Consider the following 18813-nt stretch of genomic DNA (forward strand, 5'->3'; position numbering starts at 1 on the left):
GGACGTGGACGTCGTCTGGCTGCACCGCGGCGCCCGGCCCCTGGGCGAGGCGCTGGTCGAGGCCGTACGGAACCTGGAGTTCCCCGAGGGCCGGGTGCACGCCTTCGTCCACGGTGAGGCGCACTTCGTCAAGCGGCTGCGCCATCTGCTCCGGGTGGAGCGTCAGGTCGCGCGCGAGGACCTCTCGATCTCCGGCTACTGGCGCCGCGGCCACAACGAGGACGGCTGGCAGGCCTCCAAGCGCGAGTGGAACGCCCGGATCGAGGCGGAGCAAGAGAGCCTGTCCGCGGCCTGAGGGCTGCCCTCCGGACGGAGGTCTGCGCTCAGTCCTCCCGTATCCGCGCGTGCAGATGCATGTCGTGCCATCCGTCCGGCTGCAGGACCGCACTGCGCTTGGTCCCCTCCAGGGCGAAGCCGGTCCTGGAGGCGACACGGCAGGACGCCTCGTTGCGTACGGCGTGCAGGAGCTCCAGGCGGTGGAAGCCGATCTCGTCGAGCGCCCAGTGGGTGAGCGCCGTCGTGGCGCGGGCGGCGACGCCCCGGCCCCGTGTCTGTGGGGCGGTCCAGTACGCCACCTCCGCCGTCCCGTCGTCGAGCCGTAGCTCGCGCAGCGCCACCCGGCCCAGCAGCGCTCCGGACTCCGCGTCGGCCACGGCCCAGTGCGCCTCCCGCTCCCCCTCCCACGCCTGGTGCCAGGCGCGGATCCAGTCACCGACCTCCGCCACGGAGTCCGCCGCCCGGGCGTGCCACTGGTGCATCACGGGGTCCTGGAAGACCTCGTACACCGCGGGCCCGTCCTCGGCCCGCCAGGGGCGCAGCACGAGTCCGCCGTCGGCGGGGAGAGTCGGTTGCGGGCGGTCTGCGAGAGTCCCTGCGGTCAGGACCGGGCGAATGAGGAACGGCATGCCCGCATCCTGGCAAGGGCCGTCCGGATGGTCCCAGTCATTTTCCACCCCGGCATACCGGGGTTTTCCGCCCCCTCACGCCGGGGTTCTCCGCCCCACACCCCCGGGGTTCTCCGCCCCACACCCCCGCCTCGTACGCTGGGCCGAGATGAGACGCAAGACCCCGGCCCCGCCCTCTCCCCTGCCGCAGCGCCACGGGGTGGACCCGGTGCGGGTGCGGCTGCCCGCCGAGGGGACGTGGGGGACGGTGCGCGCGCACCTGGTGGAGCGTCTGTCGGGGGCGGACGCCGGAGTCGTCGACGGCATGTTCGACGCGGGCCGGATCGTCGGGGCGGACGGACGGCCCGTGGCGGCGGACGCGCCCTTCGTGCCGGGGATGTTCGTGTGGTTCCACCGGGACCTGCCCGACGAGGTGCCGGTGCCCTTCCCGGTGGCGGTCGTGCACCGGGACGAGCACATCGTCGTCGCCGACAAGCCGCACTTCCTCGCCACCACACCGCGCGGCGGCCATGTCGCCGAGACCGCGCTGGCACGGCTCCGCCGCGAGCTGGACCTCCCCGAGCTCACCGCGGCGCACCGGCTGGACCGGCTCACCGCGGGACTCGTGCTGTTCACCGTGCGTCCCGAGGTGCGCGGGGCGTACCAGACGCTGTTCCGCGACCGCCGGATCCGCAAGGAGTACGAGGCCATCGCCCCGTACGACCCCGCCCTCGCCCTGCCGCGGACCGTGCGCAGCCGGATCGTGAAGGAGCGCGGGGTGCTCACCGCCCGGGAGGTTCCGGGCGAGCCCAACGCCGTGAGCCGTGTCGAGCTCGTCGAGCACCGCGAACGCCCCGGCGGACCCGCCCTGTACCGGCTCGCGCCCGCCACCGGGCAGACGCATCAGCTGCGCGTCCACATGAGCGCGCTGGGCGTGCCGATCCTCGGCGACCCGCTCTACCCGGAGGTGGCCGCCCCCGTGCCGGCCGGCGACTTCCGCCGCCCCCTCCAACTACTGGCACGGTCCCTGGAGTTCACCGACCCAGTGACGGGCGAGGAGCACCGGTTCCGCAGCGGCCGGGTGCTCGCGGCCTGGGCGTCGTACGACCGGTGGGCCGCCGGACGGTACGACGGCCCGTCAGACGGTCAGTAGCCGCGCCACCAGCTCAGGAACCGCTGCCAGGCACCCCTGCGGTGGGGCGGTTCCGCGACGCCCGGCTGCCCCGGCCCCGGCACCGGCACCGGCTGGGGCTGCACCGGATCCGGCTGCGGGTGGGCCGCGGCCGGTTGAGGCTGCGCCGCGGCCGGTGCCGCCTGCGGCTGCGCGATGCCGATCTGCCAGTCCGAGCGCTGCGCGGCGACCGGCTTGTGGCTGGGCACCTCCTGCACGTCCTGCGGCGGCTTGGGCGCGAACTGCACCGGCAGTTCCACCAGGTGCCGGGAGGCGATGGACGCCGTCCAGCGCAACTCCTCCTCGTCGCAGTCGAGCTCGACGTCCGGCAGCCGCATCAGCAGCGCGTCGACACCCACGTCGGCGATGGAGCGGCCGATGTCCTGCCCGGGGCACTCGTGCGGGCCGCCGCCGAAGGCGAGGTGGGAGCGGTTGCCCTGCATGCTGGCCTTCAGGTCCGGCCGCACCCGCGGGTCGACGTTGGCCGGGAGCGGCGCGAAGAGCAGCCCGTCGCCCCGGCGGATGCGCTGCCCGCCCAGCTCGGTCTCCTGCTTGGCGAAGTAGGCGAAGACCGTGCTGAACGGCGGTTCGTTCCACAGGGACTGCTCCACCGCCTCCGGCACCGTCATCTGGCCGCCGTTGAGCTGGGCCCGGAAGCGGGGGTCGATCAACACCGTGAGCAGCACGTTGGACAGCAGGTTGGTGGTGGCCTCGTAGGCGGCGAAGAGCACCAGGCGCAGGTGCTCCCTGACCTCTTCGTCGCTCAGCCGGGCAGGGTGCGTGATCAGATAGCTGGCGAGGTCCTCCTCCGGCTGCGCGCGGCGGGTGGCGGTGAGCCGGCTCAGGGCGTCCATGACGTAGGAGTGGCTGGCGATCGCGGTCTCGGTGCCCTTGAGGGCGTCGCGGGCGGCCTCGACGATCCGGTCGTTGTACGCGTCGGGCATGCCGAGGATCTCGCACATGACCGCCATCGGCAGGTGCTCGGTGAACTGGCCGACGAGGTCCGCCTCGCCCGCCTCGCAGAACCGGTTGACGATCACCTGCGTACTGCGGTTGATGTAGCGGCGCAGGCTGCGGAAGTCGATCGTGGAGATGGCGCCCATGACCGCGCCGCGCAGCCGCTTGTGCTCGTCGCCCTCGGCGTGCGAGGCGATGGGCTGCCAGGCGATGTGCGGCATCAGCGGGTGGTCGGGCTTGACGAGGCCCTCCCTGAGAGGGGTCCAGATCCGGCTGTCCCGGCAGTACTGCGAGGGCGAGCGCACCATGTGCAGGTTCTCGGCGTGGCCGAGGACGATCCACATCGGCACGTCGTCGTGGAGCAGCACGGGCGCCACGGGACCGTGTTGCTCCCGCAGTTGCTCGTACAGCGCTCCGAGGTCCTCCGCCTCGTGCAGCCGGTGCAGTCCCCCGGGCCCGAGGCCGTGCGCGGGGCAGCCGGGGGGCGGGCCGGGCCGGAGGTCGTCGTCCGTACTGGTCGGGGCGTGGGATTCAGGCGTCACAGTGATCGCTCCGAAGCTTTCCAGGTGTCATGGGGGGGGAGGGACGGGGTGGACGGACGCGGATCAGGTGAGCGAGCCCGTCATGGCGAGCGAGTGGAGGAAGCGCATGAGCGTCATCAGGACGTCGCGGCTGGAGGCCCGCCGCCGTGCGTCGCACTCGATGATCGGGATGTCCGGCGTGAGGTCGAGGGCCGTGCGCAGTTCCTCGACGGCGTAACGAGGGGCGTCCGGGAAGGAGTTGATGGCGACCACGAACGGCACGCCGCGCTCCTCGAGGCGCCCCATGACGTCGAAGCTGACCTCCAGCCGCCGGGTGTCGACCAGCACCACCGCGCCGAGGGCGCCCTCGAACAGGCCGTTCCACAGGAACCAGAAGCGCTGCTGGCCGGGCGTGCCGAAGAGGTACAGCACCAGCTGTTCGGTGATGCTGATCCGGCCGAAGTCCATGGCCACGGTGGTGGCCGTCTTGGACGCGGAGCCGAAGTTGTCGTCGACACCGATGCCGGCCTGCGTCATGGTCTCCTCGGTGGTCAGCGGTGTGATCTCGCTGACCGAGCCGACCATGGTCGTCTTGCCGACGCCGAAGCCACCCACGATCACGATCTTGGCCGCGGCCTGTGCCGTGTGGGGCAGCTGGTCCTCGGCCCGGGGGCCAGGGATGGCGTCAGAGGCGTTGTAGTCCATTCATCACCGCTTCGAGGAGGGAACGGTCGGAACGCGCCTTGCGGACGATCGGGGCGCGCGCCTGCACCAGTTCCGCCGTCAGCAACTCGGTGAGCAGCACGCCCATCGCGCTGAACGGCGGGTGGAGGTAGGCCGACAGCTCGGCCACGGACAGGGGGGCGGCGCAGAGTCGGAGCAGCGCCGCCTGCTCGGGAGAGGCGGACGGCGGCGGGTCCGTGGCACGCGCCACGATTAACGTCACCAGGTCGAGCTCGGCCCGTTCACCGTCCGGGCCGGCGACCACGTACATCCGCTCCGGATTGCCGGGTTTGCCGTCGCCCTCCTGGGGCGGGGTCGGTGCCGGGACGAGGTCGCGCCTCTGGCGTTGCGGAGGCGTCATACGATCTGCCCGTTCCGCCGGGGCGGACTGGTGAGGTGGCCGCCGATCCGGACGACCAGGTCGCGCATCATCGCGCTCATCCGGCCGGGTTCGCACCGCACGTCGGAGAGCACCGCCAGGAAGGCGTTGGCGCCCGCGCCCATCAGGTAGAAGTAGCCGCGGTCGATCTCGATCATGACGAGCTTCATCTCGCCGTCGCCCACCGTGAGTTCCTGGCAGATGCTGCCCGCGAGGGACTGCAGGCCGGCGCAGGCAGCGGCGACCCGGTCGGCCGCGTCCGGCTCGCCGCCGTAGCGTGCGATGCGCAGGCCGTCGGCCGAGAGCACCACGATCATCTCGATCCCGGGTACACCGTCGGCAAGCTGCTTGAGCATCCAGTCGAAGTTGCCTCGCTGCTGGATCACTTGAGGTCCCCCTCGTCGTCGGCCTCGGTGGGGGCCGGGTCGTTGATCAGGTGCAGGTACTTGGTCGGGTTGCGAATGAAGTCGGTCGGGTGGGTGCCGGGTTCGATGCCCTGCTTGAGTCCCTCCCAGAAGGCTTCGAGGCCCTTGCCGGGGGCGTCGGGGGACGACATGTCGTGCCATGACTTGGGCTGGGGCTCCGGTGTCGCCCAGGGGTTGAACTCGCCCCGTTCGGCGGCCTCCCGGTCGGCCTTCTCGTTGGCGGCCTGCTGGGCGAGCCGCTCGGCGAGGGGCATCTTCACCTTGCTGCGGCGCTGCGGCAGTCCGTTCGCGGTCCACTCGGTGACCTCGGGGACGTCGTCGTCCTCCATGGAGACCGAGGCGGGGATCTTCGGGCTGGTGGGGCGCCGCCTCTTGGGCGCGCGTTTCGGGCCCTCGGGGATACCGACCGTCATGGGGATGCCGGTGGCGCCGATGCCGTGGGCGAGTCCGACGCCGGGCTCGTGGGTGATCATCTCGCTCGGCACGATGAGGATGGCCCGGACGCCGCCGTATGCGGAGGCGCGCAGCGAGACCTGCATGTGGTACGCCGTGCAGAGGCGGCCCACGACGGCCAGTCCCAGGCGCGGGTGCTCGCCGATGTCCTGGAGGTCGACGCCCGCCTTGGCGGCCTCCAGCATGCCCTCGATGCGGGCGCGTGCCTCCTCGTTGAGGTTGACACCGCCGTCCTCGATCTCGATGCAGACGCCGGTCTGCACCTCGGTGGCGGTGACGTGCACCTTGGTCTGCGGGGGCGAGTAGCGCGTGGCGTTGTCGAGGAGCTCGGCGGCGGCGTGGATGACCGGCTCGACGTAGATGCCCTTGACGCTGATCTTGGCGATGGAGGACAGCTGGATGCGCCGGTACTCCAGGATGCGGGACATGGCGCCGCGCAGGGTGCTGTACAGGGACACGGGTTCGGGCCACTGCCGCCCCGGGCGGCCGCCGCCGAGGACGGAGACGGAGTCGGCCAGGCGGCCGATCAGGGCGTTGCCGTGGTCGATGCGCAGCAGGTCGTCGAAGACCTCGGGGTTGCGGCCGTGGTCCTCCTCCATCTCCCGGAGTTCCTCGGCCTGCTGGTGGATGATCGCCTGGACGCGACGGGCGACACTGACGAAGGAGCGCGCGGCGGCGTCACGCATGGTCACTTCGCGGTCGACGATCTTGAGCACCGTCAGCAGCGTCTGCGCCTGCGGGGCGGGCAGGTCGCGGAACGCGGGGTGGGTGAGGCCCAGCTTGCGAATCACCTCCCTGGGGGATTCTCCGGTGCGCAGCAGGTCGAGCGCGGCGGGGACGATCTCCCTGGAGAAGCGGACCAGATCGTTCTCGTGGGCGCCGATCCGTTGTTCCAGATGAGCGCTGTGCCGGGCGTGCTCCGCACGCTGGTTGCGCAGCACACGGCCGCGGCGCACCGCCTCGGCCGCCGTCGCGAGCACCAGCGCGGTGGCGATGCCGCCGCACCAGCCGACGGCGCCCCGGGCCGGCTCCGCCACCAGGGCGACGGCGGCTCCGGTCGCCGCGGCCATGACTATGGCGGGCAGCAACAGGACGCGCGCGTAGGGGAGTTCCCGGCGACCGGGAGGGGATTGAACACTCACCATGTGGGCCTTCTGACAGGAGTCGACTGAGGTTCGGTGTGACTTGCAGGGGGGTATGTCATGAAGCCGTCCGGATATTCCGCACATTGGGGAACAAGCGCACGAATTCATCTCAAGCCGGTGCGCTGCGGGCGAGCTTAGTCCGACCGGATCATCGCCGTGTCATATTCGGCAACTGCCGGAAACCGGACGCGAAGAGACAGTACGCTCGGTCGTTTGCACGCTGCGACATCTATCGAATGCGCTGGGTGATGGCGTACGGGCATACGAAAGTCCCCCACCGTTTGGGTGAGGGACTCTCGGAACAACGCCCCCTCAGGGGCGCGGGGCTGTGTCATTGTGCGGCTCCGCCGCGTGGGCGCGAACAACCACCGGCGGCCGTCATCCGCGCAGCGGGCGATCACCCCACCGACGAGTAGGCGACCACTCCCCGCAGCAACAGATCAACGGCCTTACGGGCGTTCTTCACGACACTCGAACCCTGCGGAGCAGCCGCCGCGATCTGCCCGAGCACATCGATGACCTGCTTGCACCACCGCACGAAGTCCCCCGCCGGCATCTCCGCCTCGCGCAGCACCTCGTCGAGCCCCTTCCCGGAGGCCCACTCGTACGCGGCCCAGGCGAAGCCGAGATCGGGCTCGCGCTGCCCGACCCCCTCGGTCTGGGTGATCCGAAAATCCTCCTCCAGCGCGTCCAGCCGTCCCCAGATCCGCACCATCTCGCCCAGCGCGGCCTTGGCCTTCCCGGACGGCACCTTCGGCGCCATCGCGTCGTCCGCTGCGCGCGCCTCGAACACCAGCGCCGAGACACAGGCAGCCAGTTCGGCTGGGCCGAGGTCCTCCCAGACACCCGCGCGCAGACACTCGCTGGCGAGCAGGTCCAGCTCGCCGTACAGCCGCGCGAGCCGCTTGCCGTGCTCGGTGACCTCGTCGCCGCGCAGGTAGTCCAGCTCGGTCAGCAGCGCCACGATGCGGTCGAACGTCCGGGCGATCGTGTTCGTACGGCCCTCGATCCGCCGCTCCAGCTGCGAGGTGTCGCGCAGCAGCCGGTGGTACCGCTCGGCCCAACGGGCGTGGTCCTCACGGTCGTTGCAACCGTGGCAGGGGTGTGCGCGGAGCGATGTCCGCAGCCGGGCGATCTCACGGTCGTCGGCCGCCTGGGAGCGCCGCTTGCGGTGCTTCTCGGCCGGGATGTGCCCGGCCTTGGTGCGCAGCGCCGAGGCGAGGTCCCGACGGGACTGCGGGGAGCGGGGGTTGAAGGACTTCGGGATCCGCATCCGCTCCAGCGGCTCGACCGGCACCGGGAAGTCCATGGACGCCAACCGCTTCACCTGTCGCTCGGCGGTCAGCACCAGCGGGCGCGGACCGTCGTGGTGCTCGAAGCCGCGGTGGCCGTTCGAACGGCCCGCCGGCAGGCCCGGGTCCAGCACCAGCGCCAGGCCGGCGTACTTGCCGGTGGGAACATGGATGACGTCGCCGGGCTTCAGCTTCTCCAGCGCGACGGCGGCCTCGGCGCGCCGCTGTGCCACGCCCTGCCGGGCGATCTCGTTCTCCCGGTCCTTCAGTTCGCGGCGCAGCCGCGCGTACTCCTCGAAGTCGCCGAGGTGACAGGTCATGGAGGCCTTGTAGCCCTCGAGACCCTCCTCGTTGCGCTGCACCTGCCGGGAGATGCCGACGACCGACTTGTCCGCCTGGAACTGCGCGAAGGACGTCTCCAGCAGCTCGCGCGAGCGGTGCCGCCCGAACTGCTCGACCAGGTTGACCGCCATGTTGTACGACGGCTTGAAGCTGGACCGCAGCGGGTAGGTGCGCGTGCCGGCCAGACCCGCGAGGTGCTCGGGGCTGGAGCCGCGCTGCCACAGCACCACGGCGTGGCCCTCGACGTCGATGCCGCGTCGCCCCGCACGCCCCGTCAACTGTGTGTACTCGCCCGGCGTGATGTCGGCGTGCTGCTCGCCGTTCCACTTGACGAGCTTCTCCAGCACCACTGAGCGGGCGGGCATGTTGATGCCGAGGGCGAGGGTCTCGGTCGCGAACACGGCCTTGACCAGGCCGCGCACGAACAGTTCCTCGACGACCTCTTTGAAGGTCGGCAGCATGCCCGCGTGGTGGGCGGCGATGCCGCGCTCCAGGCCCTCGATCCACTCGTAGTAGCCGAGGACGTGCAGGTCCTCGGTCGGGATGGAAGCGGTGCGCTCCTCGACCAGGGTGCGGACCCGGTCGCGCGCCTCCTCGTCGTTGAGCCGCAGTCCGGCGTGCAGGCACTGCTGGACGGCGGCCTCGCAGGCGGCGCGGCTGAAGATGAACGTGATGGCGGGCAGCAGCCCTTCGGCGTCGAGCCGCTCGATGACCTCGGGCCGGCTCGGCGTCCAGATCCGGGACCGCTGCCGGCGCTCGCGCTCACGGTCGGCCTCGCGCATGGACCGGCCGCGCCGCCGGTCCTGGTAGGACGGCCGGCTCGCCTCCATGCGCGCCATGCGCGTGAGGTCGGGGTTGACGGCCTTCTTGTGGCCCTCGCCCTCCTCGAACAGGTCGTACATCCGCCGCCCGGCCAGCACGTGCTGGAACAGCGGCACGGGCCGGTGCTCGGAGACGATCACCTCGGTGTCCCCGCGGACCGTGTCGAGCCAGTCGCCGAACTCCTCAGCGTTCGACACGGTCGCCGAGAGCGAGACGAGCGTGACCGACTCGGGAAGGTGAATGATCACTTCTTCCCACACCGCCCCGCGGAACCGGTCGGAGAGGTAGTGCACCTCGTCCATGACCGCGTATCCGAGGCCCAGGAGGGTCTGGGAACCGGCGTACAGCATGTTCCGCAGCACCTCGGTGGTCATCACGACCACCGGCGCTTCGGAGTTGATGCTGTTGTCGCCGGTGAGCAGGCCCACCTTGTCCGCGCCGTAGCGGCGGCACAGGTCGGCGTACTTCTGGTTCGACAGCGCCTTGATGGGTGTCGTGTAGAAGCACTTCTTGCCCTGCTGGAGGGCGAGGTGGACGGCGAACTCGCCGACGATCGTCTTGCCTGAGCCGGTGGGCGCCGCGACCAGCACACCCTTCCCCGCCTCGAGCGCCTGGCAGGCCTCGATCTGGAAGGGGTCGAGGCCGAAGTCGTACATCTCGCGGAAGCCCGCGAGCGCGGTGGCCTGCTCGGCTGCCCGCAGGCGGGCTGCCGCGTACCGCTCGGCCGGTGAGAGGTCCTCTGTCATCGTGCTTTCGAGCGTACCGGGCCGCACTGACAACAGGACGATCATTATCCGGACGGGCTCCTTCACGCACCTGTCGGCGACCACCCCACATGGCGAGCACTTTCAGCCCCGCCATCAAAGATTCTTGACAACTACACCGATTTTCATGAAACGATCACATACGAGAGATGGCATGTACTTGTTCAGACAGTGAAACGAGGAACTCCGTGAAGCGTCAGATCGTACGCTTGGTCAGTACTGCAACCGCCGTGGGCATAGCCGCGCTGGCGGGCGTAGTGATGACGCCAGGCTCCGCCATAGCCGCTGCCGCGACTAAGTGCAGCGCGTCTCAGCACAAGGAATTCGACACGATCGGAGCCAATCTCGACCTCTACGTCACCCTGTGTGTACACCGTAGCTCCGGCAACGACTACAACTCGTACGCGGACATCTCCTGGAAGGACGGTGGCGGCGGCCTGAGCGCCGGCATGGAGGACTTGGTCCTGAATCTCCGACTCGAGCGCAACGACGCGGACTACAGGAACGAAAACATCAACATCGCGGGGTCCGTCAACTACAAGGACTCCGGAAGCATGCGAGTTACTGGTGCGAGATACCACAGCAACACGACGGGCGGCTGGACGGCTGACGGACACATCGCGTGGGACATTCAGAACGATGGCGCGGGCGGTGGCACCTGGGGGCTGGGCGGTTCTCCCAGCATCTGATGCCTGACCTCTGACAAACACAACAGCGGCCCATTGACAAACACAACAGCGGCCCATCGATTCTCGTCGGTGGGCCGCTGTTGTGACTTCTCAGGTCACGTCGTCATAACCGTTGACCCGGTCCGAGCGGTCCGAGCTCGCCTGCTCGGGCAGCGCGGCCCGGCTGGTGGTCACGGGCTCGATCTCGCCGATGTCGTCGGGGGTGAGATCCAGCTCGGAGGCCTCGTCGTCGTCCGGGCCCATCGCGTCGCGGCGAGCGCGGCGCCTGTCGTTGGCCAGCGCGATCCCCGTCGCACCGAAGTACAGGATCCAGATGGGCCCCGCCAGCGCCAGCATGGAGATGGGGTCGGTGCTGGGTGTGGCGATGGCGGCGAAGAGCGTGATGCCCAAGATCATGCCCCGCCACCAGCCGGACATCTTCTTGCCGGAGAGGACACCGCCGAAGTTCAGCATGACCAGCAGCAACGGCAGCTCGAAGGAGAGTCCGAAAACAATGATCATCCGCATGACCAGTTGCAGGAGGTCATCGAGGGGAAGCTGGTTGTCGCTCCCGATGATCGCGAACTCGAGCATCACGGACGCCATCTTCGGCAGCGACCAGTAGGCGAAGAACGCCCCCGTGAGGAACAGCGGGAATCCCGCGGCCACGAAGCCCAGTGAGTACTTCTTTTCGTGCCGGTGCAGGCCTGGCGCCACGAAGGCCCACAACTGGTACAGCCACACCGGAGCCGCGAGGGCCACGCCCGAGGACAACGAGACCGTGAGAGCGAGGGTGAAAGGGCTCAGCAGACCGTTCTGCACGATCCGCGCGCACTGGGTCTCCTCAGTGCCCTTCGCCAGTTCGGCGAAGCTGTGCTGGCATCCCACCGCGTCAAGGATGGGATCCGTGAAGAACTGGATGATGTCCTTGTAGAAGAAGGCAGCGATGATTGTCGTGACAACGATCGCCAGCAGGCTCTTCACGAGCCGGTTGCGCAGTTCGCGAAGGTGCTCCGCGAGGGGCATGCGCCCCTCGGGATCCCTCTCCTGCTTGCGGGCAGACTTCAGCAACCCACGTTCCCATCTCGTGCGGCGGGCCGGAGGTCACCGGCCCTGCGTCAGCGCTTGGTCGTGTCCGTGGGCTCGCTGACCGGGCGCGAGCTGGTCACGTCACCGGGCGCTGCCTGGATGGTGCGCTGCGAGGCCTCGTCCGTGTTGGGCGGGTCCGCCGGGGTCGTGGATGACTTGCTCTCGTCCTTCATCGCCTTGGCCTCGCTCTTGAGGATGCGAGCGGACTTGCCGAGCGACCGAGCCATGTCCGGAAGCTTCTTCGCGCCGAACAGCAGGATGATGACGACGAGGATGAGAATGATCTCGGGGGCTCCGAGCCTTCCGAACATAAGTCTTTACCTTCTCACCGAGGCGGCTGTGGTGGGGTGCTGTCCGACCGGTCGGACACCTGTCCGAACGATCGTGCTGGCAGCGATCGTAACGCTCGGGGGTAAACGTGAGGCAATCCCTCTGCATCCCCTGTGCGTACTCCCGTCCGCGACCAGTGCCTCGTTAACCGGGCCGCGACCAGCAGCGTACCTGTACGAACCGCCGAGGTGACAGGGCGAAGTGTCCCAAAAGCAACTCATGGCGGGCGCCCGGCCGGCTCACCGAGCGTCCACGGATCGGGCCGCGGTTGCCGCCGCCCGCTCCAGATCCTCGGCGGCCCGGTTGATACGGCGCGCCGAGTCCGTGACCTGCCTGCCCAGCCGCTGCGCCTCCACGAAGACCCGCACGGCGAGCACCCCGAGCACGACGAGACCCACGAAACCCACAGCAACCGCGAACATCGGCCAGAACATGACGCCGAGCCTAGACCTTCCTGAACGGGCGAACGCCCCGACCCTTTAGACGGTGGAGTGCAGCCGCAGGGTCCGCACACCGCCGCCGGTGAGCAGCTCCACGATCCGCTCCCCCGCGGGCTTGCGGACGCACGCCCCGCACTGCGGGCAGGTGAAGGAGTAGAAGGTGGTGCGGCTCGTGGCGCCGATGGCCAGGCGCAGCGCGCCCGCGGCGAGCTCGAAGGACCCGCGGCAGTCGGGGCAGCCCGCCCTGAAGACGACCGGGGTCACGCTTCTCATCCCGGCGAACGCGGACCCCACCGTCATGTCCCCGACACCACCGGACGTCGCCGACTCGTTCAAGCCCTCGCTCCTCTTTCTGGGGTCGTTCGCCTCCGGGGCGCCACGCCCGGTATCGCGGTCCGGCCGTGCCCGGCCGTGGACCCCGACAGGCGCCGGTGGCTCACTCGGGTCCGTCGCCCGGCCCGTCCGGAACCGCGCGCACCGCGTGCGGTTCCTGCGCGTCGGCCTCCGCGACGCGAGTCGTCCGCGCCGCCTGAATCCCGTCGTACGCCGCCAGCGCCTCACGGGCGGCATGCCGGGCACTGTCGGCGAGCTCCGGCGGCGAGACGATCCGGCCGTCCCGCCCGAGCCGCAGGGCCAGGCGCCGCAGCGACGCCGGGTCGGGGGTCCGCAGAGTGATACGCAGCCCGCCGTCCGGCAGCTCATCCGCACTGTCGTGCGGGTAGTACTCCGCGACCCAGCGGCCGCCGGGACCGACCTCGACCACGACCTCCGGATCCTCCGCCGCGGGCTGCACCAGCGCTTCCGAGAGGTCCCGCAGCTCGATCTCGGGCGGCGCGGACGGCTCGTCCAGGATCTTGATCTCGGCCACCCGGTCGAGCCGGAAGGTGCGGCGCGCCTCGGAGCGGCGGCACCATGCCTCGACATACGTGTGCCCCACGCTGACCAGGCGGATGGGGTCGATCTCCCGCTCGGTGACCTCGTCGCGCGCCGGCGAGTAGTAGCGGATCCACAGCCGCCGGCGCTCGGCGATCGCCCGGTCGACGTCCGCGAAGACACCGCCCTCGGACTCGAAGGTCACCGACAGGCGCGAGCTGGCGCCCGCCGCCTCTCCGGCCGCGGTCTCCACCTTGGCCGTCGCCCGCAGCAGCGCCTGCCGGTCGCTCTCGCGCAGTCCGGGCAGCGTGGACACGGCCCGGGCGGCGACGAGCAGCGCGGTGGCCTCGTCCGCGGCGAGCCGGAGCGGCTCGGCCGCTTCCGCCGCGAGGGCGGCCGGGTTGTGCCACCAGATGCGCTCGCCGTCGGTGTCGATGTCGAGCAGGTCGCCGCCGCGGAAGCTGGTCCCGCACATGGGCAGCACGTCGAGGTCGGAGACCAGCTCGTCCTCGCTGATGCCGAAGGCACGCGCGACGTCCTCGACCCGCGCTCCGGGGCGCTCCTTCAGATACGTCACCAGCGAGAGCATCCGCCGGGTCTGGTCGATGGCGTTCACGGGCCTGACCGGTTTGCCTGCCACTGTCTTTTCGCTCCCCCTCAGCCCTTGGCCACGGCCCGCAGCCGGTCCACCACGTCGGCCCGCAGCTCGGCGGGCTCCAGGACCACCACGTCCGGCCCGAACTCCACCAGCCAGGCGTCCAGCCCGTGGCCGTACGGAATCTCCAACTCGTCCCAGCCGTCGCCGAGTTCCCGGACGGAGGTGGCCTTCGCCCGAAGGGGGTAACCCGAGCCCGCACGCAGCCGGATCCGCGCCGAGCGGTCGGCGACCTCCCCGGCCCAGCTCGCCACGGTCTCCCGGACGGTGACGACGTCCGGCACGTCAGCGGTGTACCGGCCGCCGCGCGAGCGGACCTTGCCGGTGATCCGCGACAGCCGGAAGACCCGCTCGGCGCCCCGGTCCCGGTCCCAGCCCGCCAGGTACCAGTGGCCCCGCCAGCACTCCAGCGCCCACGGCTCCACGTGCCGCTGCTCGGGATGGGCCGCGGTGGCCTTGCGGTAGTCGAAGGCGACGGGCCGGCGGTCCCGGCAGGCCAGCATCAGCGGCTCGAACGCGGCCTCGTGCACGGGAATGCGCGGCTCCAGCGCCCCGTGCGACCCGTACGGGTCGACGTCCTCGGGGAGTCCGGCCGCGCGCAGCTTCTGCAGGGCGCCACTGGCCGCTCCGGCGAGCCGGGCCTGCTGCCACACCTTGGCGGCGAGCCCGAGGGCGGCGGCCTCCTCGGCGTCCAGGGTGATGGGCGGGAGGCGGTTGCTGTCACGGCGGGCCAGGTAACCGACCTCGCCGTCGAGGTTCTCGACGGTCTCGATGACCAGCCCGAGTTCGCGCAGGTCGTCCTTGTCGCGCTCGAACATGCGGTTGAAGGAATCATCGGAGCCGGTCGCGCCGTTGCCCGGCCCGAAGGCCTCGACGTAGGCCTCGATGGAGTCGCGCAGCTCACGCTTGCTGAGCGGCCGGCGTGTCCCGAGCAGACACAGCGCCAGGTTCATCAGCCGCTCGGCCTTGGCAATGGCCATCGACGCGCTTCGCCTCCCTATGGTGCTTACGAGCGATGACCGTACCGCCACACGGTGGCACGGCAAAAGCCGAGGGCCCATGCCCGAACAGGCATGGGCCCCACATGATCGAGTCTGTCGGAGCTTGCTCAGACCCCGAGCAGGTCGACCACGAAGATCAGCGTCTCGCCGGCCTTGATCAGAGGCGACGGGCTCTGGTTGCCGTAGGCCAGGTGCGCGGGGATGGTCAGCTGGCGGCGGCCGCCGACCTTCATGCCCTGTACGCCCTGGTCCCAGCCCTTGATGACCCGGCCGCCGCCCAGCGGGAAGCGGAACGGAGTGCCGCGGTTCCAGCTGGCGTCGAACTCCTCGCCCGTGCTGAAGGAGACACCCACGTAGTGCACGGTGACGGTCTGGCCGGCCTGCGCGACCGGGCCGTCGCCCTCCCAGATGTCCTTGATCTCGAGGTCCGCCGGGGGCTCGCCACCCGGGAAGTCGATCTCGGGCTTGTCGATGCTCACTTCATCTCTCCTTGTTACGTGACCTGCGTCGGGGACAGTCTCACAGACCGGCCGGGTCAGACCGTGCCGAGGATGTCCACCGTGAAGACCAGTGTGTTCTTGGCCAGCTCGCTCTGAGGGCTCGCGCCGTAGCCCAGCGAGGGCGGGATCACCAGCAGCACGCGGTCGCCCACGTGCTTGCCGACGAGGCCCTTGTCCCAGCCTGCCACCACGGAGCCGTTTCCGATCTGGAAGGCGGTGGCGCCGCCGTGGTCCCAGGAGGAGTCGAACTTCTTGCCGTCCTCCCACTTGACCCCGGTGTACTGGGCGATGAGTCCCTGGCCGGCCTCGACCTTCTTGCCGTCGCCCTTGATCAGCACCTGCTCCTTGAGGTCCTTGGGAGCCTTCTCGCCCTTGGGGACGGTGATGACCGCGGCCTTCTGCGACGGGGACTTCGCCTCGGGCATGCCCGGCTCGGAGGGCGCCTGCTCGCCCTTGGCCCCGGCCTTGGCGTCGACGCTCGCGGCACCGACCGGGTCGACCACCCAGATCAGCACGTCCTTGGCGGAGATCCCGGAGGACGTGTTCAGGCTCTGGCCGATCAGATCACCCGCGGTGCCCTGCACCAGGATCCGGCTTCCGGCCTTCTTGCCCTTCACCGCGTCGAGGACCTTCTCGGGCAGCTGCTGGCTCGGCTTGCCGATCTGCTCGATGGACTGCCGCCGAGGCGCCTTGTCACCCGTCGATCCCGCGGCCCAGGTGCCGCCGAGCTCCTGGTCACCACCCCACTTCTCGACGGTCCAGTCCAGCCGGACGAAGTCCGAGCCCTTGATCGGCGTTCCGCTGCCCGCCGAGACCGTCTTGACCACGGTCTTGTCGGACGGCTTGCCGTCCTTGGGCACGGAGATCCCGGGCTTCGCCCCGACCTTCCCCTTGATCTCGGCGACGCCTCCGGCCGCGTCGCCGTTGTTCCCGTCGTCCGATCCGCACGCGGCGGTGAACAACAGGGCGGGAACGGCCAGCAGCGCGGCCACGAGTCGTTTCGTGTTGTAGTTCATCAGTCCAACTGGGATCGGGAGTGGGGGGCAATGGCCGCCACTCTACGGCGTACACGCTCCGCACTCGTCTCACCCCACGACACGGCGTCGTCCGGGCCGCCCCGGAAGGCCGGAGCCGGGCCCGAAAAGGCCGATGCCCGGAGGTGCGAAACCTCCGGGCATCGGCATTCGGAAGGCCGGGCAGGTGCTCACATTCCGGCGATCAGCTTCTCCACCCGGTCGTCCACGGAACGGAACGGGTCCTTGCACAGCACGGTCCGCTGGGCCTGGTCGTTGAGCTTGAGGTGGACCCAGTCGACCGTGAAGTCACGGCGCTGTTCCTGGGCCCGCCGGATGAAGTCGCCGCGCAGCCGGGCCCGAGTGGTCTGCGGCGGAACGGACTTGCCCTCGAAGATCTTCAAGTCGTTGCAGATGCGGGCCGCCTGGCCCTTCTTCTCGAGCAGGTAGTACAGGCCACGACGGCGGTGGATGTCGTGGTAGGCGAGGTCTATCTGCGCGACCCGCGGGTGCGACATGGTCATGTTGTGCTTGGCGCGGTACCGCTCGAGGAGCTTGTACTTCATGACCCAGTCGATCTCGGTGCCGATACGGTCGAGGTCCTCGGCCTCGATCGCGTCCAGGGTGCGGCCCCACAGCTCCAGGACCTGCTCGACGGTGCCGGTGCGGATGCCCCGGCGCTCGCAGAAGTCCAGGGCCTTCTCGTAGTACTCGCGCTGCACCTCCAAGGCGGAGGCCTCGCGTCCGCTGGCCAGGCGTACCTTGCGGCGGCCGGTGATGTCGTGGCTGACCTCGCGGATCGCCCGGATCGGGTTCTCCAGGGTGAGGTCACGCATCACCGTGCCCGCCTCGATCATGCGCAGCACCAGGTCGGTGGCACCGACCTTGAGCAGCATGGTCGTCTCGGACATGTTGGAGTCGCCCACGATGACGTGCAGGCGGCGGTAGCGCTCGGCGTCCGCGTGCGGCTCGTCACGCGTGTTGATGATGGGCCGGGAGCGGGTCGTCGCCGAGGAGACGCCCTCCCAGATGTGTTCGGCCCGCTGGCTGACGCAGTACACGGCACCGCGCGGCGTCTGCAGCACCTTGCCGGCACCGCACAGCAGTTGCCGGGTGACCAGGAACGGAATGAGGATGTCCGCGAGTCGGGAGAACTCCCCGTGCCGGGCGACCAGATAGTTCTCGTGGCAGCCGTAGGAGTTGCCCGCCGAGTCGGTGTTGTTCTTGAAGAGGTAGACGTCGCCCGCGATTCCCTCCTCGTGCAGGCGTCGTTCGGCGTCCACCAGGAGTCCCTCGAGAATGCGCTCGCCTGCTTTGTCGTGGGTGACCAGTTCGGTCACGTTGTCGCATTCCGGTGTCGCGTATTCCGGATGCGATCCCACGTCGAGATAGAGGCGGGCGCCGTTTCGCAGAAAGACATTGCTGCTGCGGCCCCATGACACGACACGGCGGAAGAGGTACCGCGCCACCTCGTCAGGAGACAGGCGGCGCTGTCCCCTGAACGTGCACGTGACACCGTACTCGTTCTCCAGCCCGAAAATGCGGCGGTCCATGAGGGAACATTACGCCCGATCCCCTGAACTGAAACGGGGTTCGACGCCACGGTTTGGATCATTTTCCGAACCGGCCGCAACAACCGCTCCCTGGCCGGGAGCTGCGACTACCCGTCCGGTGGCGGTCAAAACCAGCAGAGACACGCCACCGGCGACACCCGGCACGGCGAAGCCCCACAGGGCCCCGCCCGCCTCGACGACGGGCCCGGCGACGCCCGTTCCGACCGAGTGGCCCACGGTGAACGTCGTCACCAGCCAGGAAAACGCCTCGGTGACCGTGCCCCGCGGGGCGTGCCGGTCGACCAGGACGAACGCGCATGCGATGGCGGGCGCAAGGAAGACCCCGGCGAGCGCGGTGAGCGCCACCATGGGCACGGCGTCCGGCATGAGCATCAGCGGGAGGTAACACACCACCAGAAGGGCCACCAGCACCCGCAGTCGCCGCGCGGGCTCACCGGCCCACTGCCGGGCCCCGTAGACGGTTCCGCCGACCAGCGCCCCGAAACCCAGGGCGGCCATCAGCCAGCCGTACACGGAGTCCCCGCCGTGGTCGTCCGCGTAGGGCACCGAGGCGACCGTGATGGATCCGAGCGCCATCCCGACGAACAGGAACGCCGCCAGGAGCGCGAGCAGACCGGGCGAGCGCAGCGCGCCGAGCCAGTGCGCGTCGCGCGGCGCAGACCGCCACGCCCGCGAGGGCGCCGACACCACCACGGACAGGGCTCCCAGCACCCCGACCACGTTCAGCACGAGCAGGGCGGCCTGGGCCGACCACAGGGAGACGCACAGCGTCACGAGCAGCGGCCCGACGGT

19 protein-coding genes and 1 pseudogene are annotated in these 18813 nt (G+C 69.9%); 3 read left to right on the forward strand and 17 right to left on the reverse strand.

Going from position 1 to position 18813, the window contains the following annotated elements; translation table 11 throughout:
* A partial coding sequence (locus ABZ281_RS08555; protein ID WP_356653422.1) for an SIP domain-containing protein occupies window positions 1-295 on the forward strand: 295 nt, incomplete at its 5' end.
* Between the two features lie 28 nt (window positions 296-323).
* Here the strand turns inward: ABZ281_RS08555 and ABZ281_RS08560 are convergent.
* Window positions 324-905, reverse strand: coding sequence for a GNAT family N-acetyltransferase (locus tag ABZ281_RS08560; protein WP_356653424.1), 582 nt, complete (start codon window positions 903-905; stop codon window positions 324-326).
* A gap of 148 nt (window positions 906-1053) precedes the next feature.
* On the opposite strand from ABZ281_RS08560, the gene ABZ281_RS08565 reads away from it, so the two are divergent.
* A complete protein-coding gene (locus ABZ281_RS08565) occupies window positions 1054-2037 on the forward strand; it encodes an RluA family pseudouridine synthase (RefSeq protein WP_356653426.1) in 984 nt (327 codons plus the stop codon).
* Here ABZ281_RS08565 and ABZ281_RS08570 read toward each other — a convergent pair.
* The 6 genes from ABZ281_RS08570 to ABZ281_RS08595 all read right to left on the reverse strand — a co-directional run bounded on the left by ABZ281_RS08570 (window position 2031) and on the right by ABZ281_RS08595 (window position 9905).
* A complete protein-coding gene (locus ABZ281_RS08570; protein WP_356653428.1) occupies window positions 2031-3554 on the reverse strand; it encodes a cytochrome P450 in 1524 nt (507 codons plus the stop codon). The two genes, ABZ281_RS08565 and ABZ281_RS08570, sit on opposite strands and share 7 nt — an antisense overlap.
* A 63-nt stretch (window positions 3555-3617) precedes the next feature.
* Window positions 3618-4238 (reverse strand): ATP/GTP-binding protein, encoded by a 621-nt coding sequence (locus ABZ281_RS08575; RefSeq protein WP_356653430.1) that lies wholly within the window; start codon window positions 4236-4238, stop codon window positions 3618-3620.
* Window positions 4219-4617: a DUF742 domain-containing protein gene (locus ABZ281_RS08580; protein ID WP_356653432.1), complete on the reverse strand. Its 399-nt coding sequence runs from the start codon at window positions 4615-4617 to the stop codon at window positions 4219-4221. Before ABZ281_RS08580 ends, ABZ281_RS08575 begins: the two co-directional genes overlap by 20 nt.
* On the reverse strand, window positions 4614-5021 hold the full coding sequence (locus ABZ281_RS08585; RefSeq protein WP_030848665.1) for a roadblock/LC7 domain-containing protein: 408 nt from the start codon (window positions 5019-5021) through the stop codon (window positions 4614-4616). Before ABZ281_RS08585 ends, ABZ281_RS08580 begins: the two co-directional genes overlap by 4 nt.
* Window positions 5018-6658, reverse strand: coding sequence for an ATP-binding protein (locus tag ABZ281_RS08590; protein WP_356653434.1), 1641 nt, complete (start codon window positions 6656-6658; stop codon window positions 5018-5020). The genes ABZ281_RS08585 and ABZ281_RS08590 overlap by 4 nt, the downstream gene beginning before the upstream one ends.
* A 397-nt stretch (window positions 6659-7055) precedes the next feature.
* A complete protein-coding gene (locus tag ABZ281_RS08595; protein ID WP_356653436.1) occupies window positions 7056-9905 on the reverse strand; it encodes a DEAD/DEAH box helicase in 2850 nt (949 codons plus the stop codon).
* 161 nt (window positions 9906-10066) lie between these two features.
* Here ABZ281_RS08595 and ABZ281_RS08600 point away from each other — a divergent pair, with 161 nt between their 5' ends.
* Complete coding sequence (locus ABZ281_RS08600; RefSeq protein WP_356653438.1) at window positions 10067-10567, forward strand: hypothetical protein; 501 nt, start codon at window positions 10067-10069, stop codon at window positions 10565-10567.
* 90 nt (window positions 10568-10657) lie between these two features.
* Here the strand turns inward: ABZ281_RS08600 and tatC are convergent, their stop codons facing one another.
* From tatC to ABZ281_RS08650, 10 genes and pseudogenes are all read right to left on the reverse strand, one after another.
* Window positions 10658-11617 (reverse strand): twin-arginine translocase subunit TatC, encoded by a 960-nt coding sequence (tatC, locus tag ABZ281_RS08605; RefSeq protein ID WP_356653440.1) that lies wholly within the window; start codon window positions 11615-11617, stop codon window positions 10658-10660.
* 47 nt (window positions 11618-11664) lie between these two features.
* On the reverse strand, window positions 11665-11946 hold the full coding sequence (tatA, locus tag ABZ281_RS08610) for a Sec-independent protein translocase subunit TatA (protein WP_356653442.1): 282 nt from the start codon (window positions 11944-11946) through the stop codon (window positions 11665-11667).
* Between the two features lie 258 nt (window positions 11947-12204).
* Complete coding sequence (locus tag ABZ281_RS08615) at window positions 12205-12399, reverse strand: hypothetical protein (protein WP_356653444.1); 195 nt, start codon at window positions 12397-12399, stop codon at window positions 12205-12207.
* 45 nt (window positions 12400-12444) lie between these two features.
* The gene (locus ABZ281_RS08620) at window positions 12445-12741 is read right to left on the reverse strand and encodes a hypothetical protein (protein ID WP_356653446.1); all 297 of its coding nucleotides are present in this window, start codon (window positions 12739-12741) and stop codon (window positions 12445-12447) included.
* Between the two features lie 100 nt (window positions 12742-12841).
* Window positions 12842-13918, reverse strand: coding sequence for a WYL domain-containing protein (locus ABZ281_RS08625; protein ID WP_356653448.1), 1077 nt, complete (start codon window positions 13916-13918; stop codon window positions 12842-12844).
* 17 nt (window positions 13919-13935) lie between these two features.
* Window positions 13936-14913 (reverse strand): WYL domain-containing protein, encoded by a 978-nt coding sequence (locus ABZ281_RS08630; protein WP_142164922.1) that lies wholly within the window; start codon window positions 14911-14913, stop codon window positions 13936-13938.
* A gap of 128 nt (window positions 14914-15041) precedes the next feature.
* Window positions 15042-15413, reverse strand: a complete 372-nt coding sequence (locus ABZ281_RS08635; protein WP_030848632.1) for an FKBP-type peptidyl-prolyl cis-trans isomerase — start codon at window positions 15411-15413, stop codon at window positions 15042-15044.
* Window positions 15414-15469: 56 nt separating this feature from the next.
* Window positions 15470-16450 carry an FKBP-type peptidyl-prolyl cis-trans isomerase gene (locus ABZ281_RS08640; RefSeq protein WP_356653451.1) on the reverse strand — a complete coding sequence of 327 codons (981 nt, stop codon included), beginning with the start codon at window positions 16448-16450 and terminating at the stop codon, window positions 15470-15472.
* A gap of 188 nt (window positions 16451-16638) precedes the next feature.
* Window positions 16639-18000 (reverse strand): Pup--protein ligase, encoded by a 1362-nt coding sequence (pafA, locus tag ABZ281_RS08645; protein ID WP_356653453.1) that lies wholly within the window; start codon window positions 17998-18000, stop codon window positions 16639-16641.
* A 9-nt stretch (window positions 18001-18009) separates the two neighbouring features.
* Window positions 18010-18813: pseudogene (locus ABZ281_RS08650) on the reverse strand (MFS transporter); the annotation flags it as partial.

The sequence above is a fragment of the Streptomyces sp. NPDC006265 genome (assembly GCF_040613555.1).
Classification (GTDB): domain Bacteria; phylum Actinomycetota; class Actinomycetes; order Streptomycetales; family Streptomycetaceae; genus Streptomyces.